Source organism: Aquimarina sp. MAR_2010_214 (assembly GCF_002846555.1).
In the GTDB taxonomy this organism is placed as follows: domain Bacteria; phylum Bacteroidota; class Bacteroidia; order Flavobacteriales; family Flavobacteriaceae; genus Aquimarina.
On sequence record NZ_PJMS01000001.1, the window covers coordinates 4,668,524 to 4,684,983 of the forward strand.

Here is a 16,460-nt window from a genome sequence, read left to right on the forward strand (position 1 = left end):
TTATCTAAGCTTACGCCCCACTTATTTATGTATAAACTACATAACAAACAATTATACAACTGCTTCTAAAGGTGTTTGAAACAGTTTTTTATTTAAAAACTTTAGTGTTGGTATTTTATCTTTGGTATCTACCAAAATAGATATATTATTATTACTTCCTCCATAGGATACCATACGCACAGGAATGAAATTCAAAATTTCAAAAAGTTTATATGAATTTTTATCATTGATAACTGATTCTCCTACTATACATATAATGCTATGATCTTGCTCTACTGTTATTTCTGCGTATGCTTCAATTTCTTTTACAATTTCATCAAGGTTATTAGTATCGTCAATTGTTAATGATATAGCAATCTCTGAAGTTGTTATCATATCAATTGAAGTATTGTAATTATCAAAGACTTCAAAAATTCTTCTTAGATACCCATGAGCCATCAACATTCGATTCGACTTGATCTTAATTGCTGTAATTCCATCTTTTGCAGAAATTGCCTTTAATCCTTTTTGATAGGTTTTATTAGAGATTACGGTTCCTGGAGCTTCGGGATCAAATGTATTTTTAAGAAGTACCGGTATATCTTTACCCACTACTGGAGAAACGGTTTGTGGATGAAGAATTTTAGCTCCGAAATATGCCAATTCTGCCGCTTCATTATAGGTTAGGTGAGAAATCGGATGTGTTTCTTCAACATATCTGGGATCATTATTATGTAACCCATCTATATCTGTCCATATTTGTACTTCGGAAGCATTTAATGCCGCTCCGATAATTGTAGCTGTATAGTCACTTCCTCCTCTTTTTAAATGACTAATTTGTCCTACCTCATCTCTACATACAAATCCTTGGGTAATATACAATGAAGACTCAATCCCATTCTCTATTATTTTATGTAGTTTTTCGCTAACCTTATCTATGTTTGGATTTTCAACAGACTCTACACACATAAATTCCTTTGCATCTAATAAAACATTAGGTATTCCGACTGAACTTAGATAGCCTGAGAAAATATATGTTAAGAGCGTTTCTCCATAGGTAATAAGCTTAGAATTAATAACCTCTGAATATTCTTGACTAGAGATCTCGAACATTTCTGTAATCATTATAGACAAGCCATCTTTAAGAATATTTCTTGTTTCCTGATCTTCGATTAGCTCATCAATAACATCACTGTGTTTACTTTCTAATCGATGTAAATTTCTTGTAATAGCATCAACATCATTAAATTTCACATTTTCAACCAGACGAATTAACTGATCTGTAACACCAGACATTGCAGAACAAACGACAACTTTATTTTCTTGATCTGAAATCAAAATTTCCTTTACTATACCAAGATTCTCAACAGATCCTACAGAAGTTCCTCCAAATTTTAAAATTTTCATCAATCTAGCTTTTACTGTTTTTTAACAGTGCATAGTTAATTAATAACTCACAAATAATAAATATTTTAAAAGAAAAAGCATAAATTTGTACAGAATGTTAAATATATAACAATGAAAACGATTACAGATTGTGTACACAATATATTAAGGCATCAGCCTTTTCTAGAGGATGCATTATCAAGGGATATTATCAATTTTAGCTCATTAGCTGTTGATCTTTTACCAAAAGTGGAAAAAATCATGAAAAAACCTGTTAAACCAGGTTCTATTGTAATGGCATTGAGGCGTTATCATCCTAGAAAAATAAAGCATATTGATAATTTAAGAAACCTTGGTGACATTGTAGTGCGATCAGGGATCACAGAATATACATTTCTAAATTCTAACAGTATATTAACTAGCCAGAGTAATCTTTTAGAAAGTGTAAAAAACGAAACAAAAGCTTACTTCACCTATTCTAGCAATTTTCAAGAGAGTAATATATTAGTAACTTCTTCACTTAAACCAACTGTTGAAAAACATTTCAAAAATGAAGTTTGTATTTCTGTGGCAGACAATTTATCCTCTATTTCTATTGCTTTACCAGAAGATAACTCTAAAGTAATTGGTTTATATTTCTATATTTTCAAGTTACTATCTTATGAAGGTATTCCTGTTTTTGAGGTTATTTCCACTTCAAATTACTTCACTTTATTTTTAGAAAAAGAATATGTTAACAAAGCGTTTTTATTAATGAATGAGATTAAAGAAGATTAACTTTATAATATATAAAAACCCTGCATAAAGCAGGGTTTTTAATAAATTCTCTATATCATATTTTACCAAATATTCACTCGTTTTTCTGGTGCTAAATACATTTTATCTCCTTCTTTAATATCAAATGCTTCATAAAATGCAGGAACATTTAATAAAGGTTGTACAGCTCGTATTTTACCTGGAGAATGTGGATCTGTTTTTATTTGAGTTCTTAAAGCATCATCACGCACTAAAGTACGCCATACCGTAGCCCAAGACATAAAGAAACGTTGTTCTGCAGTAAATCCATCGATATCTTCTGGTCTACCATTTTCTGCTAAAAACTTCTGAAGTCCATCATATGCTCCTAATACTCCTCCTAAATCTCCAATATTCTCACCTAATGTAAATTTACCATTTACAAATACACTATCTAGTACTTCTAAAGCACTATACTGCTCTGCTAGTGCATCTCCTCTTTCTGTAAAAGCCTTAAGATCATCTTCTGTCCACCAGTTTTTAAGATTTCCATCTGCATCAAAACGAGCTCCAGAATCATCAAAAGCATGAGATATTTCATGACCTATCACTGCTCCAATTCCTCCGTAATTAACCGCTTCATCTGCAGTGTAATTATAGAATGGAGGTTGAAGTATTGCTGCAGGAAATACGATTTCATTATTAAGTGGATTAAAATATGCATTAACCGTTTGCGGCGACATCCCCCATTTTGTTTTATCAACTGGCTCTCCTATATCCTCGTAGTTTTTATCTGTAGCCCACTTATTTACAGCTACCATATTTTCAAAATAAGTTTTATTTGCAGATACTTCCATTTTAGAATAATCCTCCCACTTATCTGGATAACCTATTTTAACTGTAAATTTATTTAGTTTTTCGATGGCTTTTGTTTTAGTTTCATCTCCCATCCAATCCAAATTCTGAATACGTGCTTTATAAGCATCGATTACATTGGCGATCATTTTTTCTGCTTTTGCCTTAGCCTCTGGCGGAAATTTTTCATCTACATACAATTGTCCTAAAGCCTCTCCTACAGTACCATTAACTACTGCCAAAGCTCTCTCATCAGCAGGACGTTGTTCTTTCTGACCTCTTAGGTACTTACTGTAAAACTCCCAATTAATTTTTTCTATATCTGTAGTTAATTGATTGGTCGCACTATTAAAAGTATCCCATCTTACCAAAGTTTTTAAATCTTCGATAGGTGTATTCTTTAAGAATCCATCTAATGCCTTAGTATAACGTAATTGAGCAATAATTATAGTATCAAACTTTTTGGTAACACCAAGATCACTGATCAATTTACTGAAATCAATAGCAGATAAGATCTTATCTGCTTCTGCTATTGTTCTAGGGTTATTATAGTTACGAGCATCTCTTCTTTCTACTTTATCTAATCTTGGCTCTGCCAATTTGGTTTCAAGCTCAAGAATTTTACTTGCTGAAGCAGTAGCATCAGATTCTGAGTCTCCCAATATTTGTAGCATTTTAACAATATGCTTTTTGTATTCCTCACGAATCTCTTTTGACTTATCATCCTGATCTAAATAATAATCACGATCAGGTAACCCTAATCCGTTTGCTCCTAAATATACAGCATTCATTGCACTGTTATTTAGATCTGCTTGAATACCGATACCCATAAATGGTGAAGAAACTGAAGGGTTTTTCGCCAGTACCGTTTGTAAATCGGTTAAATTTTTAATTGATGCAATATCATCAAATGCAGGCTGTAATGGTTTTATACCAGCCTCGTTTCTTGCTATTGTATCTAGTTTTGTATCAAAAATAGCTAGTGCCTTTGCCTGATCTGTATCTGCACCATATTTTCCACTTTTTTTAGCTTTTGCTAAAATATCTAACACATCCTGATCTGTAGACTTACGCAGAACTCCAAATCCCCCCCAACTAGTACGATCATCAGGAATTTTTGTGTTTTTCATCCAACTCCCATTAACATAGTTATAGAAATCTTCTTTAGGACTCACATCTGTATCCATATTTTCTAGAGCTATCCCAGGAACCTTTTTTACTTCAGCCACAGCTTCACTTTCGCTATCACTATTCTTTGTTTCATTTTTACAACTTACAAAAGCGAGAACAAATGCTGCTAAAAAGTAAGCATTTTTCATTTTTATACTCATTCTGTTATTAAATTTAAGATTAGTTATTAGTATGTATGACGTTTGAACCATAGATTCGTTACGCATATCATGCATGTAATTTATATAAAATGAAATGTGCTAGTAAATTTTAGCCTTAGTTTTAACGAAAAAATAAGATTTAATATAAATACTTATTATTATTTTAATAAACGCGTATCAAAACAAAATGGTTCAATATCTAGAAGTTTTACCTTATCAAACTCTGGATGCATAGGGTTTACAAGAAGGTTTTTTTCTTTTGGGATTATAATACTGGGTACTTTAAGTCCTAGAAACTCTTCTTCAACGATCCATTGCATTGCAAAATTCTGAATCTCAATAGGCACAGGGATTTTATTCCAATCTTCTGGTATTTTTTCTATATCAATTGTGGTAATCAATGTATCAGGTACTTCTATTGTAGCAATCGACATATCATCTGGAAAATATGCTGCAGGTAAATGAGCAAGTACTTCGAGAGCCGAAAGGGCAGCTGTAGTACTAGTATACAATACAGCAACTCCTTTAGGGTTCCATCTTCCTCCTACTGTTTTTGCCCCTATTCCGGTAAGATCTTTTATGTATTTTTGTTTAGCTATTCGATATACTCGCATTAGGCAAAAATTCCATGTTCTATTCTAACTAATTCTTCATTAAGTAACTGAAAACCAAACGTAGTATCTAATAATTCTTTTGGTTTTTTCATGGCTAACGCCACACTTGGATGTCCCATCCAATTTTTAAAACGAGAAAGGTCACCAAAAATATTTTCTCCTTTGGCATATAGTTTTGCCAATTGTAATACTCTAGCACTAGCTTCTGTTCCTAATTTTTTATTTAAATCATAACGCTGGATAGTACGTTCAGATATATGCAGTATTTGTGCCAATTCTTTAAGGTCATAACCAATAGTTTTAGCAAGATGTAACAATGCCTTTTTATCTATACCATTTCTTGATAGTTCAATAAAATCATACATGTTACGTAAAGGGATGTCTATATTAAGGTATCGTAATAAGCCTTTATTTTCAAAACTATCAAAATCTAATGGAGATACTGCGCTCATGATTACATATTTTATGACAAAAATACAAAAAAAAATGACAACTGTCCTAGTTTACTGTTAAAATTGAATCTAATTGTGGTTTTACCTTATTCAATCTTGCTTCCATAGACCGAACCGCTACAGTTGACAAGTATCTCCCCAGTGGTAAAACTGGTTTAATCATAAGAACTTCCTCTATATTTTCAGATTCTGAAGAAGAAAGAGGAATCATGGTTGGTTTTAACTTTATGATATACTTACTTCCTAGTTTTTTGATAATTTCCTGAGTGTGTCCATATCTTACATTCTGCAAAGTTGTTAAAGGGGCTTCGAATTGCGTTTGTGTTTTTATGATTTTACGCTCCTCACTATTAGCAACAATGATATGTTTAATATTGATTTTATCTTGTAATTCTGGGAAAGAATCATGTAATACATTTCTAAAAACTTCTTCAACACCTTTAGACACTATACCTCCTACATTATCATAATACCCTGCATCTGCATATTGATCAGAATATTGTTTATCCGAAGCAGAAGATTTTTTCACTTCTCCCACTGGTGTTATATAAGGAAACCCTGCATTTATACGCATTGCTGTTGATAGCCCAATAGAGCTATCAGGGTAGTTTTTTTGTAAATTTTCTATAAAATCACGCATCCCTGTAAGTGGTCTTAGGTGAGTATATTTAACAGGACTTATCACATTATAGTTCCCTGTCTGTGTATGTGTAGTATTAATAAACAAAAGTGGTGGAGTTATTCTCACTTTACTATTGGTGATATTATTATAAAAAGATAAAAATTCTTTCTGTAAAATATCTTCATCTGATTTTCTAGAAAAGTATTTTTTGTAAGTATCACTCCATTGTTCTTCTAATAATTTGCCCCTATTTTTGAAACGAAACAAACTAGTTGTCTCTTTAAATAAATCTCTACCTAATAGTGAAAGTAATGAAACAGACAAATAATTTTCTTTATACACTGCACTTGCCTTATATTTCAAGGCCGGGTATCCATTAGTCGGCTTAGTTTTAAAATTAGCTTTTTTGTTACCAGACATTGCAAGTTGTGCTTCGGCAAAAAACATAGCATTACCCACACTTCCTCCTGATGCTCCTGTTAAGGATAATAAATTTTCCTCAAAATAATTTCCATTAGACTTCTCATATAAATAACTATGTACTAAAAAAGACCAAAGTCCAGCTCTGGACCCGCCTCCTTCTGATGAAACCAAAAAGACAGGAAACTTTCCTTCTCTTTTTTCTATGATATCAACTCTATCTTTTATCCATTGATACATATAATGTTCCATAACCGGTCTATCTACTCCCGAAGGTTTTATAGTAAGCTGATAGTGATCAGAACTTTCTGAAAAAAGTCTGGAAGAAAACAAACATAAAACAACAACTATAGAAAACAAAGGTAGTTTTAGCTTTTTACCAGAAAGAATTAACACAAAACTGATCATAAATAAACTTAATAATGATAATATCAAAATTGAAAGAGGATTTATTCTACTGGCCCATTCTGGAATAAAATTAAGTGCAAGAAAAGAAAACAATAATATAAAACCTGAAAAAAGGACAACTCCATAAAAGAGCTTTTGAGGAAATTCTTTTAAAAAACGATAGCTGTTAAACGATAATGTAAAGAAAAATAAAGCCAGTGCGGAATTAGACAGAAAAAGATTCCCTAGATCTTTTTCTGTTTGAGTATTTAAAGTCCCCAGAGATATAATAAAAATGATCAACCCGACCGACAATAGTACTATAAAAGCATTAGTTTTAGGAATCTTATTAATAAATTCCTGCATATGACTATATATAGTAGGTTCTAATAAAAGAAAGAGAAAAAAAATACAGTAGATAAGTGTATTTGTTGGTTCTAAAAAATTGGTGTAGATATTATCCAGTTCAAACAGCTTCATCGCATTAAGAATACTTAAAGCAGAAATAATTAATAATAAAAGTGCCAATATTCTTGGAAGTACTTTTCTCATATGTACTCTAACCTGATAATGATACCTAACCGATTTATTTCTATCCTGAAATTTATAATGTTGATTAGGGATAAAGCCAATCAGATTAGAAAACGAGATATCCTTATAATTATAATAGTAGAAATACTTTGGTATATTCCAGATCAAAAATGCTGAAACCATAAGTAAGAAAAAATATAAAGGTACTTCAAACAAAAAAGCATCTGCTTGATTAAGAATCAACAATAAATCTATAGTTTGCGGAAAATGCCATAAAGCGAAATATAAAGCCAAAATAAAGAAAAGGCTAATTAGGTTATTAGACAGCTCATTCAACAGTATTTTAAACCATATACTAAATTGTTGAAAAAACAACAACAGTTTTATCATTTTTATAATAATTAGATTTTAAGAATAAGAATATAAATCTAATGAATAAAACGAATACTCATGACAAAATGTATTCTAAATTAATACTCACTAAATATCAAACCAATTAAAGTGTCTGTTTTCTAAAATTGTTAAAAAAAACCAAAAAAATAGTTTTTATTAAACTACCCGTAATTAGAGGGGCGTGCATGGTTTTTGTATCTAAATCACAAATGAAAATCAATATTAAACTCAAAAAAGTTACATTTTTAATACAAAATATTGTATATTGTCGTTGATTTTATGTTTTACAACGATAAAAAATCATTTTAAGTAGGTATTTACTTACAAAATTTAAGTTCAACCCCAAAAACCAAACTTTATGAAAAAATTTCTACCCTTATTAGCCTTGTTATTAACAAGCATAACATTTGCTAACACTAAAATTGATATTTCTTATAAATTAATGTCAGTTACTGAAAATACTGTAGTTGATGGTTTGGACGAGAATTCTGAAGAAGGTGTTATTTTCATTACAGAAAGTTTACATCTTGAAGCTGGAGTACGTATTAAAGTAAGAAACGCTTGTCTAATAATTCTTGGTGATTTAACAGGTAATGGTATTATTGATATCGATGATACAGCAACCGTAACATTAGAAGGAGAAGAGCAAGGACGAATCACTTTTATCAATAATTTTTTGGCAGATGATACCTGTCAACAAACTACAGATCAAAAAACTTTTAAACATATAAAAGAAGTTCCCCAAGGCCTTAAATATAGTCTTTACAACATGTCTGGAAGATTATTAGACAAAGGAGAAGTTGATGATTATATTCAAAATTATATTGACCCAAAGACCTATTTAATCAAAATTGATGGATACAAATTAAAAAAGATAATTTTCAAAATGTGATTTAATCATTAAAAGTAAGGTTTAAAATCCACGGCAATCCTCTGTCGTGGATTTTTTTAAGAGCACTCTAAACCCTCTGTAATATAATCCTTTAAAATATTGCTTAATATTTTCAAAAAAAAACTATATTTAGCAATTATCCTCTAAGTTTCTCCCTAGTACCGCCAGTTTTTTAATACTAAAGACGTAAGAGCTTAATCAAATTAATTACTATGGCACGAATATCATGGTTCAAATCTGAAGCGGCTAGATATACATTTTATGGAATATCTTTTGGGTTTGCGTTCCCTATTCTAGCCACAAGTATTGATATTGCTAGACTTGACCTTGAATTCTCGTGGCAATCCATAATCTATGTACAAAGAAATTTCCCTATTCATTATATTATAGATACAGCTCCCCTATTTTTAGGTCTATTTGCTATGTTTGGGGGTAGAAATCTAGATAAACTAAAAGAAAAAAATCAACAAATCTTAAAAACATCAAAATTTAAACAAGAATTCCTTGCCAATATGAGTCATGAAATCAGAACTCCTATGGTTGGTGTCATAGGTATGATTGATTTACTTTTTAACACTACAAAACTTAATGATCTTCAAAAAGAATATGTTACTACAATTCATCAATCCTCGCATAATTTATTAGAAATTCTAAATCAGATTTTGGATTTATCAAAAATGGAAGAAGGAAAATTTGATTTATCACCTACTCCTATTAATTTTAAAGAGCTAATTCATCAAAATGTAAATCTTTTTTTGGCCACTGCTACTGCTAAAAAAATTAATCTGATTCCTAAATATTCTGAAAAATTACCTCAAAATATTATGGCAGACGGTAATCGCTTAACTCAAATTATTTCTAACCTTATTGGCAATGCTATAAAATTTACTAATGGCGGAGAGGTACAAATACATACTTCAACAGTATCTAAAAAAAATGATCATTTAATCATTAAAGTAGAGGTCATCGATTCTGGTGTTGGTATTAGTAAAAAAGATCAGGAAACACTTTTTAATCGCTTCAGTCAATTTAACGAAGCATCAATTATAGCAGGTGAAGGAAGTGGGTTAGGGCTCTCTATATGTAAAAAATTAGTAGATCTAATGGAAGGGAAACTTGGTGTAAAAAGTGAGCTTGGAAAAGGCAGTATTTTTTGGTTTACTTTTAAAACAAATACCTCCAACATACCAATACTAATTAAAGAAAATAAAACTCCTAAACATATAAAAAATCATCAATATAATTTACATGTATTGTTAGTAGAAGATTCTGAAACCAATATATTAGTATCACAACAAATTTTAAAGTATCTCGGTTGTACAGCAGATATAGCAAAAACTGGAAAACAAGCGTTCAACATGTTTAAAGAAGATAATTATGATCTTATTTTAATGGACATTAATCTCCCAGAACTTAATGGTGTTCAAACTTGTAATCTAATTCGTGAAAAATATAAAAAAGTACCTCCAATAATTGCACTAACCTCTAATGCTTTACCTGGTGATGCAGAACGCTTTATTGCCAAAGGCTTGGATGATTATATCACCAAACCCTTCACTACAGAAATTTTAAACATTAAACTCAAAGACTGGTTCGGAGATCATTACGAGTACCATTAATAATATATAAAACAATCTGAAATTTAATAAAGCTACTGTTTTAACGTATTGACATCGAATTTCTTCGGGAAAATTTCTTACCTTGTAATGTAGGACTAAGCTCTTCAAAAAAGAATTTACAACCAAAAAAAACGAGCTATGAATAAAAAGAGTATTTTTTTTCACAAAAGACATGCCACTTTTCTATTGTTTATTTTACTAACTATCTCATACTCTGGCTATATACAAGCATTCACTTATTTTCAGGATGATGCTCAAAAAAACACCAATTATAATGAGTATAAAGGATATATATTAGATAGTGAGACTAATCGCCCTCTGATATCAGCATCTATTGCAGTAAATGAAACTAATATCTCTACAGTTACGAATGATGAAGGGAAATTTTCATTGAAAGTTCCTGAAAATATGGCTAATGGTAAAATAACAGCTTCTTACCTTGGATATAGAGACAAGGTAATTATGCTATCAAAATTTAATGGTAAAGAATTAAAAATAAAACTTAATGTCTCTGTCACTGAATTATCAGAAGTAAATATTGATCCAAAAGATCCAAAAGCACTTATAGAAGAAGTAATAAAGAGAAAAGGGAGTAATTATCTTAATGAAAACAGTATTATGACTGCTTTTTATCGAGAGACTATCAAAAAACGTAGAAGCTATGTTTCACTTTCTGAGGCTGTAGTAGATGTTTACAAAAATCCTTATGAGTCTACAAAAACAGATATCATTAAGCTTTTTAAAGCTAGAAAAAGTGCCGATTATAAAAAATTAGATACACTAACATTAAAATTACAAGGCGGACCTAACAGTACACTTTATATTGATGTAATGAAAAAACCTGAGATTCTTTTTACCCAAAATATGACGGATAATTATGATTTTAGTTTTGATAAGTCCACAAAAATTCATGATCAATATATTTATGTGTTGAATTTTAAACAACGTCCACACATAAAAGAACCTTTATACTATGGAAAATTGTATATCGATGCCGAAACATTAGCAATGACCAAAGCAGTCTTTAGTCTTAATATGGGTAATAAAGAAGAGGTTAGTAAAATGTTTGTTAGAAAAAAACCAAAAAAAGCAAAAGTATACCCCACTAAAGCATCATATACTATTGATTATCGTCAAAAGGATGGGAAATGGTATTATAGTTATGGACGTATTGATCTTGTTATAAAAATCAACTGGAAAAAGAAGTTATTTAATTCAACTTATAAACTAAATGTAGAAATGGCGGTGACCGATTGGAAAAAGAATATCAATAATGAAACTGTTAGGCCAAGAGACCGGTTAAAATCTTCTGTCGTAATAAGTGATGAAGCTTCTGGGTTTTCTGATCCTGTATTCTGGGGTGAATATAATGTTATAGAACCAGAAAAATCTATTGAATCAGCAATCAAAAAAATAAAAAGACAACTGCGGAAATTAAACTAAAAATAGAGCAATTTGCAATCTAAAAAGAGTATGTTCGTCATACTCTTTTTTTTATTAAACTCATTTTATTAAATCCCAATATTACATAGAATTCACTCAACAATTTTATTATTTTTACACTTGGGAAAACAAAAAATTGCAACATTAGGCAATTTAAAGAAGTCAATTAAATAATATATCGTTAAAATTATCTAATGAAAAAAATACAGTGCTTTGTACTTTTTTGCACACTCACTTGTGTACTTTTTGCACAAAAACGCATGGATTCTCTTGCGGTAAGAGAAGATTTTAAAATTTTTGAAAATATCCTTAAAAAAGGACACCCGAGTTTGTATGAATATATTGATCAAGATTCTTTAGAAGATGTTTTTGAGACTACGAAAGAATCTTTGACTACAACAGATTCTGATATAAAATTATATCAAAACATGCTAGATGTCACAGATAAAATTAAAGATGGACACCTTTTGTTTTTTGCTCCTAATACTATAAAAACAGATCAGTATTATTTTCCTTTGATTCTTAAATTAGTCAATACAGAGTTTTATACAGATACCAAAGATTTTGATATCCCGATAGGTTCAAAAATTAATCGAATTAACGGGAAACAAGCATATGAAATTTTACATCATCTAAAAAAATACGTACCTAGTGATGGATATAATCTCACTCGAAAACACCGAGAAATAGAGTTAAAATTTGGATTATACTTTGCGTATGAATATGGTATTGAAAAAAAATTTAGTATTGACTATACAGAACCCAACGGAGCAGAAAAAAATAAAATCTTACCTGCAGAATCTTTTGTAACCGTAAGACTTAGAAATACTAAACGTAATTCTTATTTTGCTAAATATCATAAACAAGAAAATAGTTTTGACTACTTTGATGCATTTATTAATAATAAAACCCCTTTTGTATATTACAAAGAAGATTTAAATACAGCTGTTTTGGTTGTCAATTCATTTAAAGGAGATACAAGGATTTTTAAATCAAATCTGATAAAAATTTTCAAAGAAATTAATAAAAAGAAAATTAGTAATCTTGTTGTTGATGTTCGACAAAATGATGGAGGTTTTAGACCTAATGCAGTACAATTATTTTCATTCATAACTAACAATGTATTTAAACAGATAACAAGTGAATATGTAGCTTCACTTACTGTTCCTGAGCGAAAACATGTCACCAGAACTTATCTTAGTGAAAAGCATTTTTTAAAAGATAAGTTTTACAACCATCCTATATACGATGGATGGAAACTGGTTTTTGATGATATGGAAGCCATTATGGTTCCTGATAAAGATAGGTTTAGAGGAAATGTATATGTGCTTGCCGGAGGAACAACTTTTTCTACCGGATCTACCTTTGCTTTAAATGTTAAAAATGATTCAAATATTATTTTGGTAGGAGAAGAAACTGGTGGTGGATATCATTTTTCTAATGGAGAATTCCCGGTATATTATGAATTTCCTAATTCCAAAATAATAATGGTGATGTATATGGAAAAGGTCAATCATTATGTAAAAGACAAAAACGTTCCTAAAGGATCTGGTGTACTCCCGGATAGGCAAACGATATTCTCTATTGATGATTTAATCTCTGGTAGAGATCCTGATCTGGATTATGTTTTAAAATTGATTAGTGGTTAGGTAAAATCACCCAATATATGTATTTACACTAGTGACTAATTCACAGGAATTATGTAACATTTGCTTAAATCTTAATGCAAGATGCTCATCATTAAATTTCATCGCTTCACTAATACTGCTAGATAGTATTAATTCGCCAATAAGATATTCAACAAAATAACTTTGATCATCTGTTAAAAGTACATATTCTGTCATCTGATAGTTTATTTTCTGAACTATATTTTATGATGATATAGCCCATAAATTTCGTGAGTAAAAATAAGTTTAAAACCTACTCAAATACGTAAAGGGATAGAATACTTTTACACAGAAGTATTAACAATTTTATCACACAGATAAATCATGAACAGTGCTATATCTTTTAATACTACTTTAATACTTTAGTAATTTCGAAAATTCTAAATGGGATTTGGAATTACTTAAACAAATACTTTAAATTTGTTAATGCACTAAAAAACGATCCTATATGTCCATAGCTAAACTAGCAGAGGCTTACAAAAATATTGATAAAGCAAATGCAGAAGACCCTAATAAAGAAAAAATAAATAATGTATTTGTTTCTAAAGAATTAATCTATGGTCAACGAATGACAGATACTATAGAAGATTTTGAACCAAATGCTTCTGAAGCTCTTAAACTTGCTGCTAGATCACAGCATATTTGCAGATGGGAAATTCCTCGTAAAAATTATGCAATGGATCGTATTGGTTATCTAAAATGGAGAGAAGAGTTAAAAAAGTTTCATGCATTAAAAGCTTCAGAAATTCTTAAAGAGGTTGGTTATGATACAGAAACGATTGACCGCGTATCTTTTTTGATTCAAAAGAAAAAATTAAAAAAAGATAACGACACACAAACTTTAGAAGATGTGATTTGCCTTGTTTTTCTTAGGTTTTACTATGAAAGTTTCCTAGTTAAACATACCGATCAAAAAGTAATTGATATTCTTCAAAAAACATGGCGTAAAATGTCTGAAAAAGGCCATGAATCTGCACTACAGCTTTCTTATTCAGAAAGAGCATTAGACTTAATTAAACAAGCGTTGAGTAAAGATTCCTGACCTATATTAAATTAAATTTTAGTTTTTTTTTTAATTACTTCATTGCGATAGTAATCAATAATTCCATCAATTGGTCTTCTTACGATATTACCAACCGTTAAGTGATATGGCCAGACTGCTGCTCTTATAATATCTTCACTAAAATGAGCTATCGAACCAATAAAATGTATAGGCACATGTTGTGATTCTGGGAAACACAATACTCTAGTCTCTATAAACTCTTGAATACCTTCGGTAATAATTTTATAAAAATAACCATTACGTTCACTAGTAAAAATAAACTCTGCAAAAGAAGCTAGATATGTATTAGGGTTTTCTCTTTTGTATAGATTTTCTTTAATTGAATCTGAAGAAAGGTCAAAACGTTTTTCAAATTCTGATGCTATTTCGGGAGGCATTCTTTTATAGTAATAATCGCGTATCAATTTTTTTCCAAAGTGGTTCCCACTAGCTTCATCCATAAGAATATACCCCAGAGAATCAACAGACATATGGATATCTTCTCCATCAAAATAACAACTATTAGACCCTGTTCCCAAAATACATATAATTCCAGGTTCTGTCGTAGCGGCATATACTGCTGCAACCATATCTTCTTTAACGACAATTTCTGCACCAACAAAAAAATCTTCAAAAATCTTTTTTAACATTACTGTTGGCTTTTTTGTACCGCATCCTGCTCCATAAAAATGAACAGTATCAATTTTATCTCGATAAGAAGAAAGTTTGTCGTTTTTTCTAACTCTTTCTTCTAGGAGAGATTTTTCGAATACAGCAGGGTTTAACCCTTCTGTACGGGTTTTAAAAACGATTTCTCCTACATCATCCAGAAGAATCCAATCGCATTTAGTAGAACCGCCATCGGCTAATAAAATCATTTAAAATTTTGTTATATGGTTAGCAAAATAGGATACATAATATCATTCATCCTTTTGAATTTAATAGACTATCATCTTGAGCATAATCGAGAAATCAATATTTTTCGATTATGCTCAATGTGACAGCTAGTAGTATACTTTTAAAAGTATCAGATAATTATAGATTCCCTACATGTTCTGACAAATCAACTAATTTTGTAGAATACCCATATTCATTATCATACCAGGATATCAATTTAAAGAAATTCTCATTAAGAGCAATTCCTGCATTAGCATCAAACACAGAAGTTTGTGATTCTCCCACAAAATCCTGAGATACTACAGCTTCTTCAGTATACCCAAGAATACCTTTTAATTCATTCTCGGAAGCATTCTTTACCACAGCTTTGAGTTCTTCATAAGAAACTGATTTTTTAGTTTTAACAGTAAGATCTACAACAGAAACATCTACTGTAGGTACTCTAAATGCCATACCTGTTAATTTTCCTTTTAAAGCTGGAATTACTTTAGTAACTGCTACTGCAGCTCCTGTAGTAGAAGGTATAATATTATTTAATGCACTACGTCCTAATCTATAGTTCTTTTTTGATGGAGAATCTACAGTAGCTTGTGTAGCTGTAGCAGAGTGTACTGTAGTCATCAACCCTTCTTCTATACCAAAATTATCATCGATAACTTTTGCCAATGGAGCCAAACAGTTTGTAGTACAAGAAGCATTAGAAACAATAGTATCTGAAGCTTTTACATCATTATGATTTACTCCCATTACAAACATTGGAGCATCTTTTGACGGAGCAGAAATCACTACTTTCTTAGCTCCTGCCTTAAGATGTGCATCGGCAGTTCCCAGAGTTGTAAAGATCCCTGTACAGTCCATAACTACATCTACTCCTACATCACCCCATTTTAGATCTTCTGGATTACGTTCGGCGGTTACTCGAATTTCTTTTCCATTGACTACAAGATTACCGTTTTTAACTTCTATAGTTTCATCAAATTTTCCGTGTACTGAATCATATTCTAATAAATAAGCTAAATGGGCTACATCTAATAAGTCATTAATCGCTACTATCTCTACATTATCACGTTTAGAAGCAATTCTAAAAGCAATTCTTCCAATTCTACCAAAACCGTTAATTCCAATTTTTAACGTACTCATATTTAAAAATTTAGTTGTTTTATTAATTTATACTAACTGTGGTTATACTATTCAA

14 protein-coding genes are annotated in these 16,460 nt (G+C 30.6%); 6 read left to right on the top strand and 8 right to left on the bottom strand.

All coding sequences use genetic code 11. The features are described 5' to 3' along the window. Positions 1-51: 51 nt before the first annotated feature. The gene (locus ATE84_RS19875) at positions 52-1,386 is read right to left on the bottom strand and encodes an aspartate kinase (protein ID WP_101449627.1); all 1,335 of its coding nucleotides are present in this window, start codon (positions 1,384-1,386) and stop codon (positions 52-54) included. A 111-nt stretch (positions 1,387-1,497) separates the two neighbouring features. On the opposite strand from ATE84_RS19875, the gene ATE84_RS19880 reads away from it, so the two are divergent. Further along, on the top strand, positions 1,498-2,142 hold the full coding sequence (locus ATE84_RS19880; RefSeq protein WP_101449628.1) for a hypothetical protein: 645 nt from the start codon (positions 1,498-1,500) through the stop codon (positions 2,140-2,142). Positions 2,143-2,204: 62 nt separating this feature from the next. Here the strand turns inward: ATE84_RS19880 and ATE84_RS19885 are convergent, their stop codons facing one another. The 4 genes from ATE84_RS19885 to ATE84_RS19900 all read right to left on the bottom strand — a co-directional run bounded on the left by ATE84_RS19885 (position 2,205) and on the right by ATE84_RS19900 (position 7,702). After that, complete coding sequence (locus ATE84_RS19885) at positions 2,205-4,286, bottom strand: M13 family metallopeptidase (protein ID WP_101451117.1); 2,082 nt, start codon at positions 4,284-4,286, stop codon at positions 2,205-2,207. A 158-nt stretch (positions 4,287-4,444) separates the two neighbouring features. Further along, positions 4,445-4,900, bottom strand: coding sequence for an RES family NAD+ phosphorylase (locus ATE84_RS19890; protein WP_101449629.1), 456 nt, complete (start codon positions 4,898-4,900; stop codon positions 4,445-4,447). After that, on the bottom strand, positions 4,900-5,352 hold the full coding sequence (locus ATE84_RS19895; RefSeq protein ID WP_101449630.1) for an antitoxin Xre-like helix-turn-helix domain-containing protein: 453 nt from the start codon (positions 5,350-5,352) through the stop codon (positions 4,900-4,902). The genes ATE84_RS19890 and ATE84_RS19895 overlap by 1 nt, the downstream gene beginning before the upstream one ends. Before the next feature lie 46 nt (positions 5,353-5,398). Beyond that, complete coding sequence (locus ATE84_RS19900) at positions 5,399-7,702, bottom strand: hypothetical protein (RefSeq protein WP_101449631.1); 2,304 nt, start codon at positions 7,700-7,702, stop codon at positions 5,399-5,401. 361 nt (positions 7,703-8,063) lie between these two features. Between ATE84_RS19900 and ATE84_RS19905 the strand changes: the two genes are divergently transcribed. The 4 genes from ATE84_RS19905 to ATE84_RS19920 all read left to right on the top strand — a co-directional run bounded on the left by ATE84_RS19905 (position 8,064) and on the right by ATE84_RS19920 (position 13,308). Beyond that, positions 8,064-8,597 (top strand): hypothetical protein, encoded by a 534-nt coding sequence (locus ATE84_RS19905; protein WP_101449632.1) that lies wholly within the window; start codon positions 8,064-8,066, stop codon positions 8,595-8,597. Positions 8,598-8,809: 212 nt separating this feature from the next. Then, positions 8,810-10,216, top strand: coding sequence for an ATP-binding protein (locus ATE84_RS19910; RefSeq protein WP_101449633.1), 1,407 nt, complete (start codon positions 8,810-8,812; stop codon positions 10,214-10,216). A gap of 138 nt (positions 10,217-10,354) precedes the next feature. Beyond that, positions 10,355-11,659 carry a carboxypeptidase-like regulatory domain-containing protein gene (locus ATE84_RS19915; RefSeq protein ID WP_101449634.1) on the top strand — a complete coding sequence of 435 codons (1,305 nt, stop codon included), beginning with the start codon at positions 10,355-10,357 and terminating at the stop codon, positions 11,657-11,659. A 194-nt stretch (positions 11,660-11,853) separates the two neighbouring features. Continuing rightward, entirely contained in the window at positions 11,854-13,308 is a 1,455-nt protein-coding gene (locus tag ATE84_RS19920) for a S41 family peptidase (RefSeq protein ID WP_101449635.1), read from the top strand. 6 nt (positions 13,309-13,314) lie between these two features. On the opposite strand, the gene ATE84_RS19925 is transcribed toward ATE84_RS19920, so the two are convergent. Beyond that, a complete protein-coding gene (locus ATE84_RS19925; protein WP_101449636.1) occupies positions 13,315-13,503 on the bottom strand; it encodes a hypothetical protein in 189 nt (62 codons plus the stop codon). A gap of 271 nt (positions 13,504-13,774) precedes the next feature. On the opposite strand from ATE84_RS19925, the gene ATE84_RS19930 reads away from it, so the two are divergent. Then, positions 13,775-14,368 (top strand): DUF4202 domain-containing protein, encoded by a 594-nt coding sequence (locus ATE84_RS19930; protein ID WP_101449637.1) that lies wholly within the window; start codon positions 13,775-13,777, stop codon positions 14,366-14,368. Between the two features lie 11 nt (positions 14,369-14,379). Here the strand turns inward: ATE84_RS19930 and ATE84_RS19935 are convergent, their stop codons facing one another. Together ATE84_RS19935 and gap are read right to left on the bottom strand one after the other, a co-directional pair. Beyond that, entirely contained in the window at positions 14,380-15,246 is an 867-nt protein-coding gene (locus ATE84_RS19935) for an N-acetylglucosamine kinase (RefSeq protein WP_101449638.1), read from the bottom strand. A gap of 157 nt (positions 15,247-15,403) precedes the next feature. Beyond that, positions 15,404-16,405 carry a type I glyceraldehyde-3-phosphate dehydrogenase gene (gene gap, locus ATE84_RS19940; RefSeq protein WP_101449639.1) on the bottom strand — a complete coding sequence of 334 codons (1,002 nt, stop codon included), beginning with the start codon at positions 16,403-16,405 and terminating at the stop codon, positions 15,404-15,406. Between the last annotated feature and the right edge of the window lie 55 nt (positions 16,406-16,460).

Coding starts and splice junctions, on each gene's coding strand:
- ATE84_RS19875 (WP_101449627.1), bottom strand. CDS start 1,386: ATGAAAATTTTAAAATTTGGAGGAACTTCTGTAGGATCTGTTGAGAAT.
- ATE84_RS19880 (WP_101449628.1), top strand. CDS start 1,498: ATGAAAACGATTACAGATTGTGTACACAATATATTAAGGCATCAGCCT.
- ATE84_RS19885 (WP_101451117.1), bottom strand. CDS start 4,286: ATGAGTATAAAAATGAAAAATGCTTACTTTTTAGCAGCATTTGTTCTC.
- ATE84_RS19890 (WP_101449629.1), bottom strand. CDS start 4,900: ATGCGAGTATATCGAATAGCTAAACAAAAATACATAAAAGATCTTACC.
- ATE84_RS19895 (WP_101449630.1), bottom strand. CDS start 5,352: ATGAGCGCAGTATCTCCATTAGATTTTGATAGTTTTGAAAATAAAGGC.
- ATE84_RS19900 (WP_101449631.1), bottom strand. CDS start 7,702: ATGATAAAACTGTTGTTGTTTTTTCAACAATTTAGTATATGGTTTAAA.
- ATE84_RS19905 (WP_101449632.1), top strand. CDS start 8,064: ATGAAAAAATTTCTACCCTTATTAGCCTTGTTATTAACAAGCATAACA.
- ATE84_RS19910 (WP_101449633.1), top strand. CDS start 8,810: ATGGCACGAATATCATGGTTCAAATCTGAAGCGGCTAGATATACATTT.
- ATE84_RS19915 (WP_101449634.1), top strand. CDS start 10,355: ATGAATAAAAAGAGTATTTTTTTTCACAAAAGACATGCCACTTTTCTA.
- ATE84_RS19920 (WP_101449635.1), top strand. CDS start 11,854: ATGAAAAAAATACAGTGCTTTGTACTTTTTTGCACACTCACTTGTGTA.
- ATE84_RS19925 (WP_101449636.1), bottom strand. CDS start 13,503: ATGACAGAATATGTACTTTTAACAGATGATCAAAGTTATTTTGTTGAA.
- ATE84_RS19930 (WP_101449637.1), top strand. CDS start 13,775: ATGTCCATAGCTAAACTAGCAGAGGCTTACAAAAATATTGATAAAGCA.
- ATE84_RS19935 (WP_101449638.1), bottom strand. CDS start 15,246: ATGATTTTATTAGCCGATGGCGGTTCTACTAAATGCGATTGGATTCTT.
- gap (WP_101449639.1), bottom strand. CDS start 16,405: ATGAGTACGTTAAAAATTGGAATTAACGGTTTTGGTAGAATTGGAAGA.